We start from the raw sequence: 16,589 nt of genomic DNA, 5'->3' as shown, positions 1-16,589 counted from the left end.
GCCGTGAAACAAGGTGGCACCGCGGGCTACAAGCTCGTCCTTGGCAAAGCAGACGCTTGTCGGGACGGGCTTTTTTCATGCCCTTCCGACGAAGAGGGCGGCGCGGCGACGCGCCCCGCACTTGGGAAGGAACGGCGTGAGGCCGGCAGACTTGGGGCTGGTCGGCGCGCTGCAGACGGAGAGGGCAAGGAGGAGAGGCCATGGCCAAGGGAAGGTTCGGCATCCACGGGGGCCAGTACATCCCCGAGCTGCTGATGAGCGCCGTGGGCGAGCTGGAGGAAGCCTACGAGGACTGCAAGCGGGATCCCGCGTTCAACCGCGAGCTCGCCGACTTGCTGAACAACTACGCGGGGCGCCCGTCGCGCCTCTGCTTCGCCCGCCGCATGACGGAGGATCTGGGCGGCGCGAAGGTATACCTGAAGCGCGAGGACCTGAACCATACGGGCTCGCACAAGATCAACAACGTGCTGGGCCAGGCGCTGCTGGCAAAGCGGATGGGGAAGACCCGCCTCATCGCCGAGACGGGCGCCGGCCAGCACGGAGTGGCCACCGCCACGGCGGCGGCGCTCATGGGCATGGAGTGCGAGGTGTTCATGGGCCGCGAGGACACCGAGCGCCAGGCGCTCAACGTGTACCGCATGCGCCTCTTGGGCGCGCGCGTGCACGCGGTGGACGAGGGCACGGCCACGCTCAAGGACGCCGTGTCGGCCACGTTCCGCGAGTGGACGCAGCGCATCGACGACACGCACTACGTGCTGGGCTCCGTCATGGGCCCGCACCCGTTCCCCACGATCGTGCGCGACTTCCAGGCGGTCATCTCGCGCGAGATCAAGCAGCAGCTGGCCGAGGCCGAGGGTCGGCTGCCCGACGCAGTGCTGGCGTGCGTGGGCGGCGGGTCGAACGCCATCGGGGCGTTCTACCACTTCATCGACGAGCCGTCGGTGCGGCTTGTGGGCTGCGAGGCCGCCGGGCGCGGCGTGGACGGCTTCGAGACAGCCGCCACCGTCACCACGGGCAAGCTGGGCATCTTCCACGGCATGAAGAGCTACTTCTGCCAGGACGACCAGGGGCAGATCGCACCTGTGTACTCTATCTCCGCCGGGCTGGACTACCCGGGCGTGGGACCCGAGCACGCGGCCCTGCACGACGCCGGGCGCGCCGAGTACGTGGCCGTGACCGATGACGAGGCCGTGGACGCGTTCGAGTACCTGAGCCGCACGGAGGGTATCATCCCGGCCATCGAGTCGGCCCACGCGGTGGCGCACGCGCGCGTGCTCGCGCCTACCATGGGCCGGGATCAGATACTGGTGGTGAACGTATCCGGGCGCGGCGACAAGGACTGCGCCGCCATCGCCCGCTATCGAGGGGAGAACCTCCATGAGTAGCATCGAAACGGCATCTGCGCCTTCGACTGTCGCATCTGCTTCGGCATCGGTTGAGCTTTCGACCGCGGCGGGCACCGCTTCTGCCGCATCGTCGGCCGTATCCGCCGCCACGGGCGTCGCCCGCATCGCGCGCGCCCTCGAGGGCGGCGAGGCGCTTGTGCCGTTCGTCACCTGCGGCGACCCGGACCTGGAAACTACCGAGGAACTGGTGGTCGCCCTCGCCGGGGCAGGAGCGGCCCTGGTGGAGCTGGGCATCCCGTTCTCCGATCCCACGGCCGAGGGGCCCGAGGTGCAGGCCGCGAACCTGCGGGCGCTCGCCGGCGGTGCGACCGTCGATAAGGCATTCCAGCTGGTGAAGCGCGTGCGGGAGCGCACGGACGTGCCGCTCGCGTTCGTGACGTACGCCAACGTGGTGTTCTGCCATGGCGTGGAGCGGTTCGCGCGCCGCATGGCCGAGGCGGGGGTGGACGCGCTCGTCCTGCCCGACATCCCCTTCGAGGAGAAGGAGGAGTTCGCCGGCCCCTGCCGTGCGGCGGGCGTGGCGTTCGCCTCGATGGTGGCGCCTACGTCGGGAGACCGCGTGCAAGCGATCGCGCAGGGAGCGGACGGGCTCGTGTGCTGCGCCTTGTCGCTGGGGGCGGTGGGCGCGCAGGGGGATCCCGCCGAGGCCAAGGACCTGGTGGAGCGGGTACGGCGGGCGAACCCGGACGTCCCGTGCCTCGTGGACGCCGGTACCGCCACGCCCGAGGACGCCGCAGCGCTGGCGGCCGTGGCGGACGGCATCGTGGTGGGCGGCGCCATCGTGCGCCTGGCGGCCGAGCACGGCCGCGCGAGCGCGGGCCCGGCGGCGGAGTGTTTACGCACCCTGAAGGCGGCTATCGCAGAGGCTGCGGGCCGGGCGTAGGCTCTGAGCTCGTCCCGGCGAGGGCGCCCGCTCCCGGGCGGCACCTATCCGCCGCCCGTCGAAATTCCCGTGGGGTTTGCGGTTCCCGACGCGGCGGCGGCCGGGCGCGCGGCTGCTCTGCTATGATGCGGAGGTGTGATGGCGAAGCGAGCGGGGGAGGGTCATTGGCAAGGTTATCGGTGGCGCCCGGGGCGAAGGACGACGGGCGCATCGCCGCCTTTATAGAGAAGTACGCGCGGCGCGTGGAGGCCATGCCGCCGGGCACGTGCCCGGTCGTGGTGCAGCAGGCGCTTCTGCAGGCGGCTGCGGCGCAGACGTGTGGGAAGTGCGTGCCGTGCCGCGACGGGCTGCCGCGTCTGGCGGCTCTCGTCGGGCGCGTGGCGGACTGCGAGGCGGACGCGGGGACGCTTGCCGAGGTCCGCGCGCTGGCCGAGATGGTGCGCGGCACGTCGGACTGCGCCATCGGCTTCGAGGCGGCGAACGCCCTGCTCGAGGGCTTGGACGACTTCGCCGACGAGTTCGCGCGCCACGTGGGTGCGCGCTCTTGCGCCGCAGGCGTGGGCCAGACGGTCCCCTGCGAGACGCTCTGCCCGGCGCACGTGGACGTGCCCGGCTACATCGGCCTCGTGGCGGCCGGCGACTATGCCGGCGCCGTGAACCTGGTGCGCAAGGACAACCCGTTCCCCACGGCCTGCGCGTTCGTGTGCGAGCACCCTTGCGAGGCCCGGTGCCGCCGCACGCTCATCGACGCTCCGGTGAACATCCGCGGCATCAAGCGGTTCGCCGTGGACCAGGCGCCCGCCGACCAGGTGGCACCGCCGCCGCACAGTGTGGACACCGCGCGGAACATCGCCGTGGTGGGGGGCGGCCCGAGCGGGCTCACCTGCGCGTACTTCCTTGCGCTCATGGGGCACCGCGTGACGGTGTTCGAGGCGCGCAGCCAGCTGGGCGGCATGCTGCGCTACGGCATACCGGCCTACCGCCTGCCGCGCGAGCGCCTGGACGAGGACCTGCGCGGCATCCTCTCCGCCGGTTCTATCACAGCGCTCTGCGACACGCCGGTGGGCGCGCACGAGATGGCCGAGATCGCCGAGAACTACTACGCGGTGTACGTGGCCGTGGGCGCGCAGGCGGGCAAGACGCTCGCGCTGCCGAATGCGGACGCTGCGGGCGTCATGTCGGCCGTGGAGCTGCTGGGGGCCATCGGCGACGGCGACTACCCCGACTTCACGGGCAAGAAGGTGGCCGTGGTGGGCGGCGGCAACGTGGCTATGGACTGCGCGCGCACGGCGGTGCGCGCCGGCGCCGAAGAGGTGTCCGTGGTGTACCGCCGCCGCAAGGAGGACATGACGGCGCTTCCGGCCGAGGTGGAGAGCGCCGTGGCCGAGGGCGTGGAGCTGGTGGTGCTGCAGGCGCCCGTTGGCATCGAGGTGGACGGCGAAGGGCGCTGCACGGCGCTCGCTACGCAGCCCCAGATGATCGGAGCCGTGCGCGGAGATCGCCCGGCGCCCGTGGCGGCCGACAAGCCGCAGGAGCGCATCGCGGCGGACATCGTGCTCATAGCGGTGGGGCAGGGCATCGAGGCGGAGCCGTTCGAGGAGTTCGGCATGGAGACCGTCCGGGGCTGCTTCGACGCCGACGAGGGCTTGGCGGCCGCGGGGTATGACAACGTGTTCGTGGGCGGCGACTGCCAAACGGGGCCGGCCACGGTCATCCGCGCCATCGCGGCGGGCAAGGTGGCCGCGCGCAACATCGATGCGTACCTGGGCTGCTCGCACAAGCTGGCGTGCGAGGCCTCGGCCCCGCCGGCCCCGCTCAACGACCGCACGCCCAAGGGCCGCGTGGAGCTGGTGGAACGGCCGGCGCGCGAGCGCAAGCGCGATTTCCAAGACGTCGAGTGCGGTATGAGCCGCGAGGAGGCCGAGCAAGAGTGCGGTCGCTGCCTGCGTTGCGACGTGTTCGGTTGCGGCTCGACCGAGGGAGGCAGGGAACAGTATGCCTAGCATCACGATAGACGGCATTGCGCGGGAGGTGCCTGCGGGCACGACCGTGCTGGAGGCGGCGCGGGAGGCGGGCGTCCGCATACCTACGCTCTGCTACTTGAAGGACGTGAGCGTCGTCGGCTCGTGCCGCGTGTGCGTGGTGGACGTGGAGGGCCTGGCCCATCCGGTGCCGTCGTGCTCGACGGCCGTGTGGGACGGCATGGCCGTGACCACGGACTCGCCGCGCCTTGCGGCCTACCGCCGCATCGCGCTCGAGCTGATCATCGCCGACCACGGGCAGGGCGTGGGCGCCCCGTGCTTCTCGTGTGACAAAAACGGCGCCTGCGAGCTGGCCGACCTCTGCCGCGAGTATGGCGTGGAAGGCCCGGCGCACCCGGCGCCGCGCGCGCCGGAGCCCGTGGTTGAGGGTAACCCGTTTTTGCGCTACGACCCGAACCTGTGCATCCGCTGCCAGCGCTGCGTGGGCGCCTGCAACGCCGCCGCGCGCAACCATGCGCTGCGCACGGGCAAGCGCGGAACGCGCACGACCGTCGAGGCCCCGTTCGGGCCGGACTGGCGCGCGAGCGCCTGCGAGTCGTGCGGCAACTGCGCGCAGGCGTGCCCTACGGGCGCGCTCGTGGAGAAGCGCCGCGGCGCCTACCGCTCGTGGGAGACGGAGCGCGTGCGCACCACCTGCCCGCACTGCGGCGTGGGCTGCCAGCTGGACCTCGTCGTGAAGGACGGCCGCATCGTTGATGCGGAGGGCGCGTCGGGGCCGTCGAATAAGGGGCTGCTGTGCGTGAAGGGCCGCTCCGGCAGCTTCGACTTCGTCGATGCGCCCGACCGCCTCACCGCGCCGCTCGTGCGCAACACCGCCACGGGCGAGCTCGAACCGACAAGCTGGGATGACGCGCTCGACCTGGTGGCGCGCCGCTTCGCGGAGCTGCGCGATGCGCACGGCGGGGAGGCGCTTGCGGCCTTCGCCTGCTCGCGATCCACCAACGAGGACATCTACCTGTTCCAGAAGATGGCGCGCATCAGCCTCCACACGAACAATGTGGACTGCTGCGCGCGTGTTTGACACGCTCCCACCGTCGCCGGTCTGGCGACCATGCTTGGCTCGGGAGCGATGACGAACTCCATCGACGACGTGTGCCGGAAGGCGGACGTGGTCATGCTCGTGGGGTCGAATCCTGAGGAGGCCCATCCGGTTATCGGCATGCAGCTGCGCGCCGCCGTGGAGCGGGGCTGCCGCCTTATCGTGGTGGACCCGCGTGACATCGGGCTGGCCGCGCAGGCGGACCTCCATTTGAAGCTGCGGCCCGGTACGAACGTGGCGTTCGCGAACGGCATTGTGAACGTCCTTTTGGCCGAGGGCCTCTACGATGCCGAGTTCGTGCGCGAGCGCACGGAGGGCATCGAGGTGCTGGCCGCCACGGTGCGCGACTACACGCCCGCGCGCGTGGCCGAGATCTGCGACATCGACCAGCGAGACCTCGTGTCCGCCGCGAAGATGTACGGAGGGGCGGGCGCGGCCGCCATCGTGTACTGCCTGGGCGTGACCGAGCACTCCACCGGCACCGACGGCGTGATGGCGCTCTCGAACATCGCCATGATCACGGGCAACCTCGGCAAGCCCGGCGGCGGCGTGAACCCGCTGCGCGGGCAGAACAACGTCCAGGGAGCCTGCGACATGGGTGCCGGCCCGGACGACCTGCCGGGCTACCAGAAGGTGGCCGACCCCGAGGTGCTGCGCCGCTTCGAGCGCGCCTGGGGCGCGAGCCTGCCGCGAGAGCGCGGACTCAAGGCTACCGAATGCTTCCCCGCCATGCTGGAGGGGCGTGTGCGCGGCCTGTACCTGTTCGGCGAGGACCCGGTGCGCACCGACCCGGACACGGGGCACGTGCTGCGGGCGCTCGCGGCGCTCGACTTCCTCGTGGTGCAGGACCTGTTCCTCACCGAGACGGCGAAGCTGGCCGACGTCGTGCTTCCCGGCCGCAGCTACGCGGAGAAGGAGGGCACGTTCACGAACACCGAGCGCCGCGTGCAGCGCGTGCGCAAGGCCGTGGAGGGGCCGGCGGGGCCGCGGCTGGACACCGACGTGTTCACGGAGGTCATGAACCGCATGGGCTACGGGCAGCCGCGTTTGACCGCCGCGGAGGTCATGGAAGAGATAGCCTCGGTCACGCCGTCGTACGGCGGCGTGGGCCATGTGCGCCTCGACGGCGACGAGGTGGCCGGGCGGGGCCTTCAGTGGCCGTGCCCGCACGCGGGGCATCCCGGCACGCCCATCCTGCACCGGCACGAGTTTGCGCAGGGGGTGGGTGCGTTCTCCACGCCGGACTACCGTCCCTCGGCGGAGCTTCCCGACGAGGAATACCCGCTGGCCATGATGACGGGCCGCGTGCTCGCCCAGTACAACGCATGCGCGATGACCGGGCGCACCGAGGGCCTGGGCGCGCTGTCCGGCAGCTCGTTCATCGAGCTGAACGATGCCGACGCCGCCGCCCTCGGCATCGCCGACGGCGACCGGGTGCGCGTGACGTCGCGCCGCGGCTCCCTTGAGACCACGGCCAGCGTATCGGACAAGACTAACCCCGGCCAGACGTGGATGCCCTTCCACTTCCAGGACGGAAACAGCAATTGGCTCACCATCGCCGCCCTTGACCCCGTGTCGAAGGCCCCCGAGTACAAGGTCTGCGCGGTGCGGGTTGAGAAGGCATAGAAAAGCGGCGGCCGAGGGGCCGCCGCTCGCGTTGCGGGGGATGGGGCGGGTTTGGACCGCCCCTTGCTCGCTTTCGCCTAGTCGCGCGTGAGCTTGCGGTGCAGGCGGTGGGGCTTTGAGGCCTCGGGCCCCAGGCGCTCCAAGCGGTTCTCCTGGTAGGCCTCGAAGTTGCCCTCGAACCACGTCCAGTTGCCGGGGTTCTCGTCGGTGCCCTCCCAGGCCAGGATGTGCGTGGCCACGCGGTCGAGGAACCAGCGGTCGTGCGAGGTCACCACGGCGCAGCCAGGGAACGCCAGCAGCGCCTCTTCCAGGCTGGCCAGCGTCTCGGTGTCCAGGTCGTTCGTGGGCTCGTCGAGCAAAAGCAGGTTGCCGCCCTGCTTGAGCGTGAGCGCCAAGTTCAGGCGGTTGCGCTCGCCGCCGGAGAGCACGCCGGCCGGCTTCTGCTGGTCGGAGCCTTTGAAGCCGAAGCTGGCCACGTAGGCGCGGCTGGGGATCTCCGTGTCGCCCACGATCATGAAGTCGTTGCCGCCGGAGACGACCTCCCACAGCTTCGTGTTCGGGTCGATGCCCTCGCGGTTCTGGTCTACGTAGCTGATCACCACGGACTCGCCGATGTCGAGCGTGCCGCCGTCGACCGGTTCCAGGCCCATGATCATCTTGAACAGGGTGGACTTGCCCACGCCGTTCGGGCCGATGACGCCCACGATGCCGTTCGGGGGCAGGTCGAACGACAGGTCGTCGATGAGCGCGCGGTCGCCGAAGGCCTTGTGCAGGTGGCTCGCCTCGATGACCTTCGCGCCCAGGCGGGGCGGCACGGGGATCTGGATCTCGTTGTAGTCGAGCTTCTTGTTCGCGCGCGCCTCGGCGGCCATCTGCTCGTAGGCGGCCAGGCGCGCCTTGCTCTTGGCCTGGCGGGCCTTGGGGCTCGAGCGCACCCACTCGAGCTCCTTCTTCAGCTTCTTCGCCAGCTTCTCCTGGCTCTGGCCCTGCGCCTCGATGCGGGCGGCCTTCGTCTCCAGGTAGGTGGAGTAGTTGCCCTTGTAGGGGAAGAGGCTGCCGCGGTCTACCTCGCAGATCCACTCGGCCACGTGGTCGAGGAAGTAGCGGTCGTGCGTGACGGCCAGCACCGCGCCGGGGTAGTTCCGCAGGAACTGCTCGAGCCAGAGCACCGATTCTGCGTCCAGGTGGTTCGTGGGCTCGTCGAGCAGCAGCAGGTCGGGCGCCTCGAGCAGCAGGCGGCAGAGCGCCACGCGGCGCCGCTCGCCGCCGGAGAGGTGGTCGACCCTCTCGTCGGGGTCGGGGCACTGCAGCGCGTCCATGGCCTGGGAGAGCTGGCTGTCCAGGTCCCAGCCGTTCGCGGCGTCGATCTCGGTCTGGAGCTGGCCCATCTCCTCCATGAGCGCGTCGAAGTCGGCGTCGGGCTCGGCCATCTCCATGCCGATGGCGTTGAAGCGCTCCACCTTCGCGAAGATGTCGCCGAAGGCCTGCTTGATGTTCTCGAGGACCGTCTTATCCTCGTCGAGGGGTGGTTCTTGGAGCAGGATGCCCACGGAATAGCCCGGCGTGAGGCGCGCCTCGCCGTTCGTGACCTCCTCGAGGCCGGCCATGATCTTGAGCAGGGTGGACTTGCCCATGCCGTTCGGCCCCACGACGCCGATCTTCGCGCCGGGGTAGAACGACAGCGTCACGTCGTCGAGGATGACCTTGTCGCCGTGCGCCTTGCGGGCCTGATGCATCTGGTAAATGAATTCTGGCATGTCGAGCTTTCTGGGTCGGGGTTCGTTCGTGCACGCGCTATTGTCGCACGAGCGGGGCTGATGTGCGAGCTTATCACGGTTTCTGCGGCATTTGGGGTGCCCGGGTAGGAAGAGGGGGATAGGTTAAGTGCTGATCGGGGTTGCTTACCTTACGGCGTATAATTAACAGAGGCAATACATCAAAAGAAGATGCACTTTCGCACGTGATTTGTTCTGCTGGGAGAAGGTTGATTGTAGAAGAAAAAACAGGACCCCGAAGGGCCCCGTAATAAGCCAAAATGCCGCCTCCGCGGCGCCTCGAAGGGCAGGTAAGGCTGAGCCTTTATTTTGACTTGCAGTGACATCTTGACTGGTATCAAGATGTTGCCCATTCTAGCAGGTACATCCGGAAAGGGGAACCTATGAATCTGCGCAACGTCGAATCGTATCAAGTGGGGCTGGACATCGGCACGGGGTCGGTTGGCTGGGCGGTGCTCGACGACAAAGGCGATCTCTGCCGCTTCAAAGGCAAGCCTGCCTGGGGGAGCCGCGTGTTCCCGACAGCGGAGACCGCCGCCGAGGCCCGGGTGCATCGCGGACAGCGACGCCGCTACGATCGCCGGCGCCAGCGGATCGACTTGCTGCAAAGGTTCTTCGCGGGCGAAGTGGCCAAGGTGGACCCCGGGTTCTTCATCCGCCTCAACCAGGCGCGCCTGCATCCCGAGGACCGCGATCCGGCGCATGCCGACTACCGCTGGCCGCTGTTCAATGGGGCCGATTTTACCGAAGCCGACTATTATAAGCGGTTCCCCACGATCTACCATCTACGCGCGTACTTGATAAAGTCCGACGAGAAGGCCGATATCAGGCTCGTCTACCTGGCACTCCACAACATCGTGAAGCATCGCGGCAATTTCCTGCACCAGGACAACCCCGCGCTCAGCGCGAAGAACGCAAACATGGGGGATGCGGTCGATGAGCTGTGCAGGGCACTCGAGGAATGGTGCGAGGCGCATGACATCGACTGCGCATGTGATGCGGCGGCGCTGGAGAAGGCGCTGGTCGACACGTCGTTGCGGTCGGCCGAGAAGCGCGAGCGGGTGGAAGCCACGCTCGGCGTGGAGAAGGCGTACAAGAAGCTGGCCAAGGCGGTTTCCGGCGCTATGGTGGGATATGCGGCCGAGTTCGCGCACGTGTTCCTCACCGAGGCGGAGGGCAGCAAGTTCGCGCTCTCCAACGACGAGAAAGTGGAGTCCTATGCCTGCCCCGACGAGGGACGCGACCTCTTCGAGGCGCTGCGGGCGGTGTATTCGTCCTACGTGCTGATGGGTATTTTGAGCGAGGCTCAGGGAGAAACGCTCTCGTTTTGCAAGATGGGCGAGTACGAGCGTTACCGCAGGGAGCTTGAAACGCTCAAGAGCCTGGTGCGCACCTACGGCCCCGAGCGCTACGACGAGTTCTTCCGCGGGCCCTCCTATGAAGGCACGCACGACTACGATCCCGGCAGGGCGCAGGGCTACACCAAGTACAACCTGGGCACGAGCAAGCTCTCGCACGAGGATTTCCTGAAGCAGGTGCGGAAGCTGCTCGCCGACATCGGCGCTGAGGATGACGAGCGCTATGCGGGCGTCGAGCGCGCTATCGAGGCGGGCACGTTCTTGCGGCGCCTCAAAACCAGCGATAATGGCACCATTCCCTACCAGCTGCACTTGGAGGAGATGGATGCCATCGTCGAGCGGCAGGCGGCCCACTACCCCTTCCTTGCCCGTGAAAAGGACAAGCTGGAATCGCTCGTGACGTTCCGCATTCCCTATTATGTGGGGCCGTTGACGCGGAAGAACGCCGCGGTCGACAATAATGGCGAGGCTCGTTTCGCGTGGTCGTCGCGCAAGCTGGGGATGGAAGACGCGCGCGTCTACCCCTGGAACTGGGAAGACGTCATCGACAAGGACCAAAGCGCCGAGGACTTCATCCGCCGCATGACGGGCACGTGCACCTACCTGAAAGGCGAGCCGGTGCTGGCGCGCTGCTCGCTCGACTACGAGCTGTTCTGCGTGCTGAACGAGCTCGCCGGAGCCCGCTGGACGCAGGATGGCGACAAGAGCTACCGCTTCGACGCGGCCGATCGCCTGGGTATCGTGGAGGACCTGTTTAAGAAGCGCAAGCGCGTGACCTACGAGGCGGCGGAGAAGTGGCTCGCGCGGACGCACGGGCCCGAGGGCGGCAAGTCGGCCGGCGGGGCGTACCACGTATCGGGCGGGCAGGGCGAGGACGCGTTCGAATCGCAGCTCTCCTCGCACTACGACTTCTGCAAGATCCTCGGGGTTGGCGAGCTGTCGGACGCCGACGCCGCCATGGCCGAGGACATCATCCTATGGAACACCGTGTTCGAGGATCGCTCGATCCTGAAGCGCAAGATCAAGCTGGCGTACGGCGACCGCCTGGGCGACGCGCAGGTCCGCAAGCTCTGTCAGAAGCGCTACACCGGTTGGGGCCGACTGTCGGGCGAGCTTCTACGCGGGCTGCGCAGCGATACTGACAACGGGCCGAAAACCATTATGGACATCCTTTTGGAAGGCGACCCGAACCATGCGCAGCGCATGGGGGCGGCCATGAACCTTATGGAGATACTGCACGACGATCTGCTAGAGTTCCAAGTGAAGATCGACGAGCGCAACCGCGAGCGCGCGCTTGCGGTGGGCGGCATGTCGGTCGACGAGGTGACGGGCTCTCCCGCTTTGCGTCGCGGCATCAACCAGGCGCTGCGAGTCGTAGACGAGATCGCCGGGATCGCCGGCAAGCCCCCTGCGCACATCTATGTGGAGGTGACGCGCGACGAGGATGCGCGCAACAAGGGAAGACGCACCACGAGCCGCTACCGGGCCCTGGACGCGGCGCTTTCCAGCATCAAGGCGCAGTGCGCCGACGTGTACGCCGAGCTCAAGGAGCGGGATCCGCGCGCGCTCGACGACGAGCGGCTGATGCTCTACTTCATGCAATGCGGCAAGTGCATGTACTCGGGCGATGCGCTCGACATCAACAAGCTGCAGACGTACCAGGTAGACCATATCCTGCCGCAGTCGTACGTCAAAGACGACAGCTTCGAGAACAAGGTGCTGGTGCGTCCTGACACCAATCAGCGTAAGGGCGACACGCTGCTGCTGGACGAGCGGCTCATCGCGCGCATGCGCGGCTTTTGGCGCACGCTGCGCGATGCGGAGCTCATCGGCGAGAAGAAGTTCAACAACCTCACACGCACGAGCGTGAGCGACGAACAGATGAAGAAGTTCGTGAGCCGCCAGCTGGTTGAGACGGGCCAGATGGTGAAGCAAGTGCAGCAGCTTCTGCAGGCGCGCTACCCCGAGAGCGAGGTGCAGCCGGTGAAGGCGGGCGTGTCGCATCAACTGCGTGTTGGATGCGCGCTGGCGAAGAGCCGCGAGATCAACGACTTCCATCATGCGCACGACGCCTATCTGGCGTGCCAGGTGGGGAGGTTCGTGCAGTACCGACACAGCGCCGTGTACAGCGAGCCGGTGAAGATGGCCGCGGTGGTAAAGCAGTTCATCAAGAAGCAGGCGGAGGACTATCGCCGAACGCGAGAGCTGCCGGGCTCGGCCGGTTTCATTGCGTCGAGCTTCATGACGCCAGGATTCGATGTGGAGACGGGTGAGGTGTTCCGCGATGCGTGGGACGCCGGGGCAGAGATCGACCGTATTAGGCGTTGTTTCGACTATAAGGATTGTTTCATCTCACGCATGCCCGAAGAGACGCATGGAGCGTTTTGGGACGCGACCATCTACTCGCCGAGGGCGGCGGGCAAGACGCTGAACCTTCCTCTGAAGAAAGGTCTTGATCCGCGCAAGTACGGCAGCTACTCGCGCGAGCAGTTCGCCTACTTCTTCGTGTATGAAGCCGTGAAGCCCAAGAAAAAGCAGCGGGTGTTGGAGTTCGCGCCGGTGCCGGTGCGGGTTGCATCGGCTTTGGCGAGCGACCCGGATGCGTTGGAAGACTACGCACGCGGGCTCGCCGAGGCGGAAGGCCTTGAGTTCTGCTGCATACGGCGTAGGAAAGTGTACAAGTACCAGCAGATCATCGTCGGCGATTCACAGTTGTATGTCACGGGGAAAAAGGAAGTGCGCAATGCGCGGCAGTTCGCTTTCTCGCAGGAGGAAACCGAGCTAATTTGCCGGATTGAGCGCGGAGAAGGCTGCTCGGAGAATGAGCTTCTGGGAATGCTGCGATCCTTACAGGCGAAGTATGCTCGCTTTGCGCCTCGCTTGGGACAAATGATGCAGGTAGCTGATCTAATGCCATCGTTTGTGGAAGCTGGAGAGGTCGAAAGACGCCAAGTTCTTCTGTCGCTTGTCTCGATTGCGGCTGCCCACACCAATATGATTGATTTGTCAGCGATGGGCGGGTCGAAGTGTGCCGGCTGCATGCGCGTCTCGTTCTCAAAGGAGCTTACAGCCGGCACGGTCTGCTTCGTGGACTCTTCGGTCACCGGCATGTTCGAGAGGCGGGAGACCATTGGCCTTTAGAACCATCTTCATCGAGAGCCAGTGCCGCTGCAGCTATCAGGGCGGCTACCTGGTGGTGCGTAAAACGGATGACACGAAGAAGATCCATCTGTCGGAGATATCCTCCATTATTTTGCAGAATACCCAGGTGTATTTGAGCGCCTATTTGTTGGCGGAGTTGGCCAAGTGCAAGATATCGCTGGTGGTGGCCGACGAGAAGTGTAACCCCATCGGGCAATACCTTCCGTTGCATGGTGCGCACAATGCCAGCAAGCGCGTGGCGGAGCAGCTGGCGTGGGGTGAGCCTATCAAGAAGCGCGTGTGGCAACAGGTGGTCAAAGAGAAGATCCGCCAGCAAGCGCGGGTGCTCGAGGAGAAGGGTCAGATGGAGGCTGCGAAGGCCTTGTATGTCTGTCGAGGTGAGGTCAAGTCGGGCGACACGACGAACCGGGAAGCCCATGCAGCGCGCCTCTACTTTACAGCGCTGTTAGGCCGCGATTTCTCACGCGATGACAACGTGCCGGTCAACGCTGCTTTGAACTACGGGTACGCCGTGCTGCTCTCCATGGTGAACAGGGAGGTTGTCTCGCGCGGGTATCTGACGCAGTGCGGCATCTGTCATCGTAACGAGTACAACCAGTTCAATTTCTCCTGCGATCTGATGGAGCCGTTCCGCCCTATCGTCGATCGATTGGCGTTTGATTACGCGCAGGAGCTCTTCGACCAGGAGGTTCGGCACTTGCTCGGCGATCTGGGGAGTCGCGTCATGGCTTACAAGGGCGGCTCGTATCGCCTGCATTCGGTGGTGTCTCTTTTCGTGCAGGACTGCCTCGCGGCGCTCGGCAAGAACCTGGCCGCATCCGAGATCGAGGGTTTCGAGCAGGTATGAGCGCTCGGGAAAGGGTGCGTTATATGAGGGTGTTCGTGTTCTTCGACCTTCCGGTGGAAACGGCGGCGCAGCGAAAAGAGTACCGGCTGTTTCGCAAATACCTTGTCAGGGAAGGGTTTCTCATGCTGCAGGAGTCGGTGTACGCCAAGCTGGTGGTGAACGATGCGCAAGCGAATGCGGCTGTCATCCGCCTGCGACAGCACCGCCCGCCAGCGGGGTTGGTGCAGGCGCTCAAGGTGACCGAGAAGCAGTTCGCGGGGATGGAGTTCATAACGGGCTCGCGGCAATCTTACAGCGAGCTCGACACGTTAGAGGAGTTCGTGGTGCTATGAAGCTGATCCTGTCGGGGTTTCCCGAAGCGCTTGACTTGGGAAGCGATGCGGTGTCGGTGCTCGAGATTCATAATCGCACATTGTTTTCGCGAGTGTGCCAATCGTTGTTCTCGGAGCTCGATGACGAGGCGCTGGAGCCGTATGCCTTTTGGGACGATGATGAGCGGCGGAGTTCGCGAAACCAATTTCTCTTTGTGTTCAATCCCTTCGCGCTTCCTTGGTCAGAGCGGGTACTTATCGGCGAAGTGCTTCAGCGTGTGGAGGGCATGTTTCTCTCTGAGGATGATGTGCGTCAGGAGATTGAGACGGCGGGACGAACACTATCCGAGCGGGTTGCCGCTTTGGGGTTGCGGCTTCAATCGGACTATGCTTTTGACGTACAATGGGAGATGCGGAAGTATCTGAAAGCTTTTGATTTCAGCGTTGATGTCGATTCTTCCGACACGCTCCTTGACAACCTGATAAAGTTCTTGAAGTTTGCATCCGACGCGTCGTTTAAAAAGCAGTTGGTTTTCGTGAATTTGAAGAATTTTTTGGAGACGGAAGAGGTTCAAGAGTTCTATCGGCAAGCGATTTTTTCAGAATTGAACGTTCTGCTGCTGGAGAACGTACCTGATGGAGCGAGCTTTGAGTTCGAGAGAAAAATGTGCATTGATAAGGACTTTCTTCAATCATGAAGAAGCCCGCCAGTCGGCTTGTCCATCCTCCTGCAGAGAGGATTTTGCCCCAACGGTTTTGGAGCAGTGACAAACTGACTGGTAGTCAAACGAAGCGCGAACTATCCCCGTCGTATCAGCGGTTTTGGAGCAGTGACAAACTGACTGGTAGTCAAACCGCGCGGTAGTTGTCCTCGGCCGTCGACAGGTTTTGGAGCAGTGACAAACTGACTGGTAGTCAAACGTCAAGGCGGCTATCGCCCGCATCGAGAGGTTTTGGAGCAGTGACAAACTGACTGGTAGTCAAACCTGTGCCGTGTTCAGTCCGCACTTCTTCCGTTTTGGAGCAGTGACAAACTGACTGGTAGTCAAACGTCGCGCGTGCTGGCCGAGTACGAGGCATCGTTTTGGAGCAGTGACAAACTGACTGGTAGTCAAACCGCGCTCGTGGAGATCGCGGACGCCGTGCCGTTTTGGAGCAGTGACAAACTGACTGGTAGTCAAACCGTGGCGCCATGCCTTAGGGCGCTCATTGGGTTTTGGAGCAGTGACAAACTGACTGGTAGTCAAACCCTCGGCGCGCTTCACGCGCAGGTTCCGCGGTTTTGGAGCAGTGACAAACTGACTGGTAGTCAAACATGCTTCTCGCCCTGCCAATCGTCATCAGCGTTTTGGAGCAGTGACAAACTGACTGGTAGTCAAACGATACCAGTTCTAAAATCTACGTCGATGTTGTTTTGGAGCAGTGACAAACTGACTGGTAGTCAAACCCCAACACGGCCCACAACGTGCTGATGCGGTTTTGGAGCAGTGACAAACTGACTGGTAGTCAAACCCCATTCGACCGATTGGTCGCCTTCCCAGTGTTTTGGAGCAGTGACAAACCGACTGGTAGTCAAACAAGCTGTACGACAATCCCTGGGAATTCATGTTTTGGAGCAGTGACAAACTGACTGGTAGTCAAACTGTTCGCTCATGCCGCATCACCGTCTCCCAGTTTTGGAGCAGTGACAAACTGACTGGCAGTCAAACGCGCCGCATCATCAAGCTCGAAGAGAGCAGGTTTTGGAGCAGTGGCAAACTGACTGGTAGTCAAACGGAAGTGGCGAGCTCGGAAGATGAACGCAGCGTTTTGGAGCAGTGGCAAACTGACTGGTGGTCAGACAAACGGCTGATACGCTCGTTGCATGCGCTGGTTTTGGTGCGGTGACGAACCGACTGTTAATCAAGCTAATCTTGGGCGCGTAGCCTTCGGTAGCCGTTTTGGAGCGGTGGCTGGCGGACTGGTGGACATAAACGAATAGGATGACCAACCGGAGGGCATCGCTTTAAGATACAGGGGTGGGAGGGTGTGAGGTTGGATGCGTCTTCCGTCGTCGGTTAACAATTGCCGGTGGTTTTCAGGGCGATTGCCTGTACCATAATAGGGATAGATAGTTTATACTCGCACGTAGGGATTGCAA

Annotated in this window: 9 protein-coding genes and 1 CRISPR repeat array; of the genes, 8 read left to right on the top strand and 1 reads right to left on the bottom strand. The window is 64.7% G+C overall.

Going from position 1 to position 16,589, the window contains the following annotated elements:
• Window positions 1-200 precede the first annotated feature (200 nt).
• The 4 genes from trpB (at window position 201) to fdhF (ending at window position 6,996) form a co-directional block, all read left to right on the top strand.
• On the top strand, window positions 201-1,385 hold the full coding sequence (gene trpB, locus K9U15_RS10580; protein ID WP_096227053.1) for a tryptophan synthase subunit beta: 1,185 nt from the start codon (window positions 201-203) through the stop codon (window positions 1,383-1,385).
• Window positions 1,378-2,289: a tryptophan synthase subunit alpha gene (trpA, locus tag K9U15_RS10575; RefSeq protein WP_154270355.1), complete on the top strand. Its 912-nt coding sequence runs from the start codon at window positions 1,378-1,380 to the stop codon at window positions 2,287-2,289. Before trpB ends, trpA begins: the two co-directional genes overlap by 8 nt.
• A 164-nt stretch (window positions 2,290-2,453) precedes the next feature.
• A complete protein-coding gene (locus tag K9U15_RS10570; protein WP_301156067.1) occupies window positions 2,454-4,292 on the top strand; it encodes an NAD(P)-binding protein in 1,839 nt (612 codons plus the stop codon).
• Window positions 4,285-6,996 carry a formate dehydrogenase subunit alpha gene (fdhF, locus tag K9U15_RS10565; RefSeq protein WP_227114879.1) on the top strand — a complete coding sequence of 904 codons (2,712 nt, stop codon included), beginning with the start codon at window positions 4,285-4,287 and terminating at the stop codon, window positions 6,994-6,996. The genes K9U15_RS10570 and fdhF overlap by 8 nt, the downstream gene beginning before the upstream one ends.
• A 77-nt stretch (window positions 6,997-7,073) precedes the next feature.
• Here fdhF and ettA read toward each other — a convergent pair whose 3' ends face one another.
• Window positions 7,074-8,753, bottom strand: a complete 1,680-nt coding sequence (gene ettA, locus K9U15_RS10560; protein ID WP_227114880.1) for an energy-dependent translational throttle protein EttA — start codon at window positions 8,751-8,753, stop codon at window positions 7,074-7,076.
• Window positions 8,754-9,154: 401 nt separating this feature from the next.
• Between ettA and cas9 the strand changes: the two genes are divergently transcribed.
• Genes cas9 through csn2 form a run of 4 tightly spaced genes read left to right on the top strand, consistent with a single transcriptional unit; the run spans window position 9,155 to window position 15,147 of the window.
• Window positions 9,155-13,270: a type II CRISPR RNA-guided endonuclease Cas9 gene (gene cas9 / locus K9U15_RS10555; RefSeq protein WP_227114881.1), complete on the top strand. Its 4,116-nt coding sequence runs from the start codon at window positions 9,155-9,157 to the stop codon at window positions 13,268-13,270.
• Window positions 13,260-14,138, top strand: coding sequence for a type II CRISPR-associated endonuclease Cas1 (gene cas1 / locus K9U15_RS10550; RefSeq protein ID WP_301156066.1), 879 nt, complete (start codon window positions 13,260-13,262; stop codon window positions 14,136-14,138). The genes cas9 and cas1 overlap by 11 nt, the downstream gene beginning before the upstream one ends.
• Before the next feature lie 23 nt (window positions 14,139-14,161).
• Window positions 14,162-14,470: a CRISPR-associated endonuclease Cas2 gene (gene cas2 / locus K9U15_RS10545; RefSeq protein WP_227114883.1), complete on the top strand. Its 309-nt coding sequence runs from the start codon at window positions 14,162-14,164 to the stop codon at window positions 14,468-14,470.
• On the top strand, window positions 14,467-15,147 hold the full coding sequence (gene csn2, locus K9U15_RS10540; RefSeq protein WP_227114884.1) for a type II-A CRISPR-associated protein Csn2: 681 nt from the start codon (window positions 14,467-14,469) through the stop codon (window positions 15,145-15,147). The genes cas2 and csn2 overlap by 4 nt, the downstream gene beginning before the upstream one ends.
• Window positions 15,148-15,202: 55 nt before the next feature.
• Window positions 15,203-16,357: direct repeats of the CRISPR family, unit length 36 nt; unit sequence GTTTTGGAGCAGTGACAAACTGACTGGTAGTCAAAC.
• Between the last annotated feature and the right edge of the window lie 232 nt (window positions 16,358-16,589).

It is taken from the genome of Gordonibacter sp. RACS_AR68 (assembly GCF_030418485.1).
In the GTDB taxonomy this organism is placed as follows: Bacteria; Actinomycetota; Coriobacteriia; order Coriobacteriales; family Eggerthellaceae; genus Gordonibacter; species Gordonibacter urolithinfaciens.
This window is presented reverse-complemented; position numbering and strand designations above follow the sequence as displayed.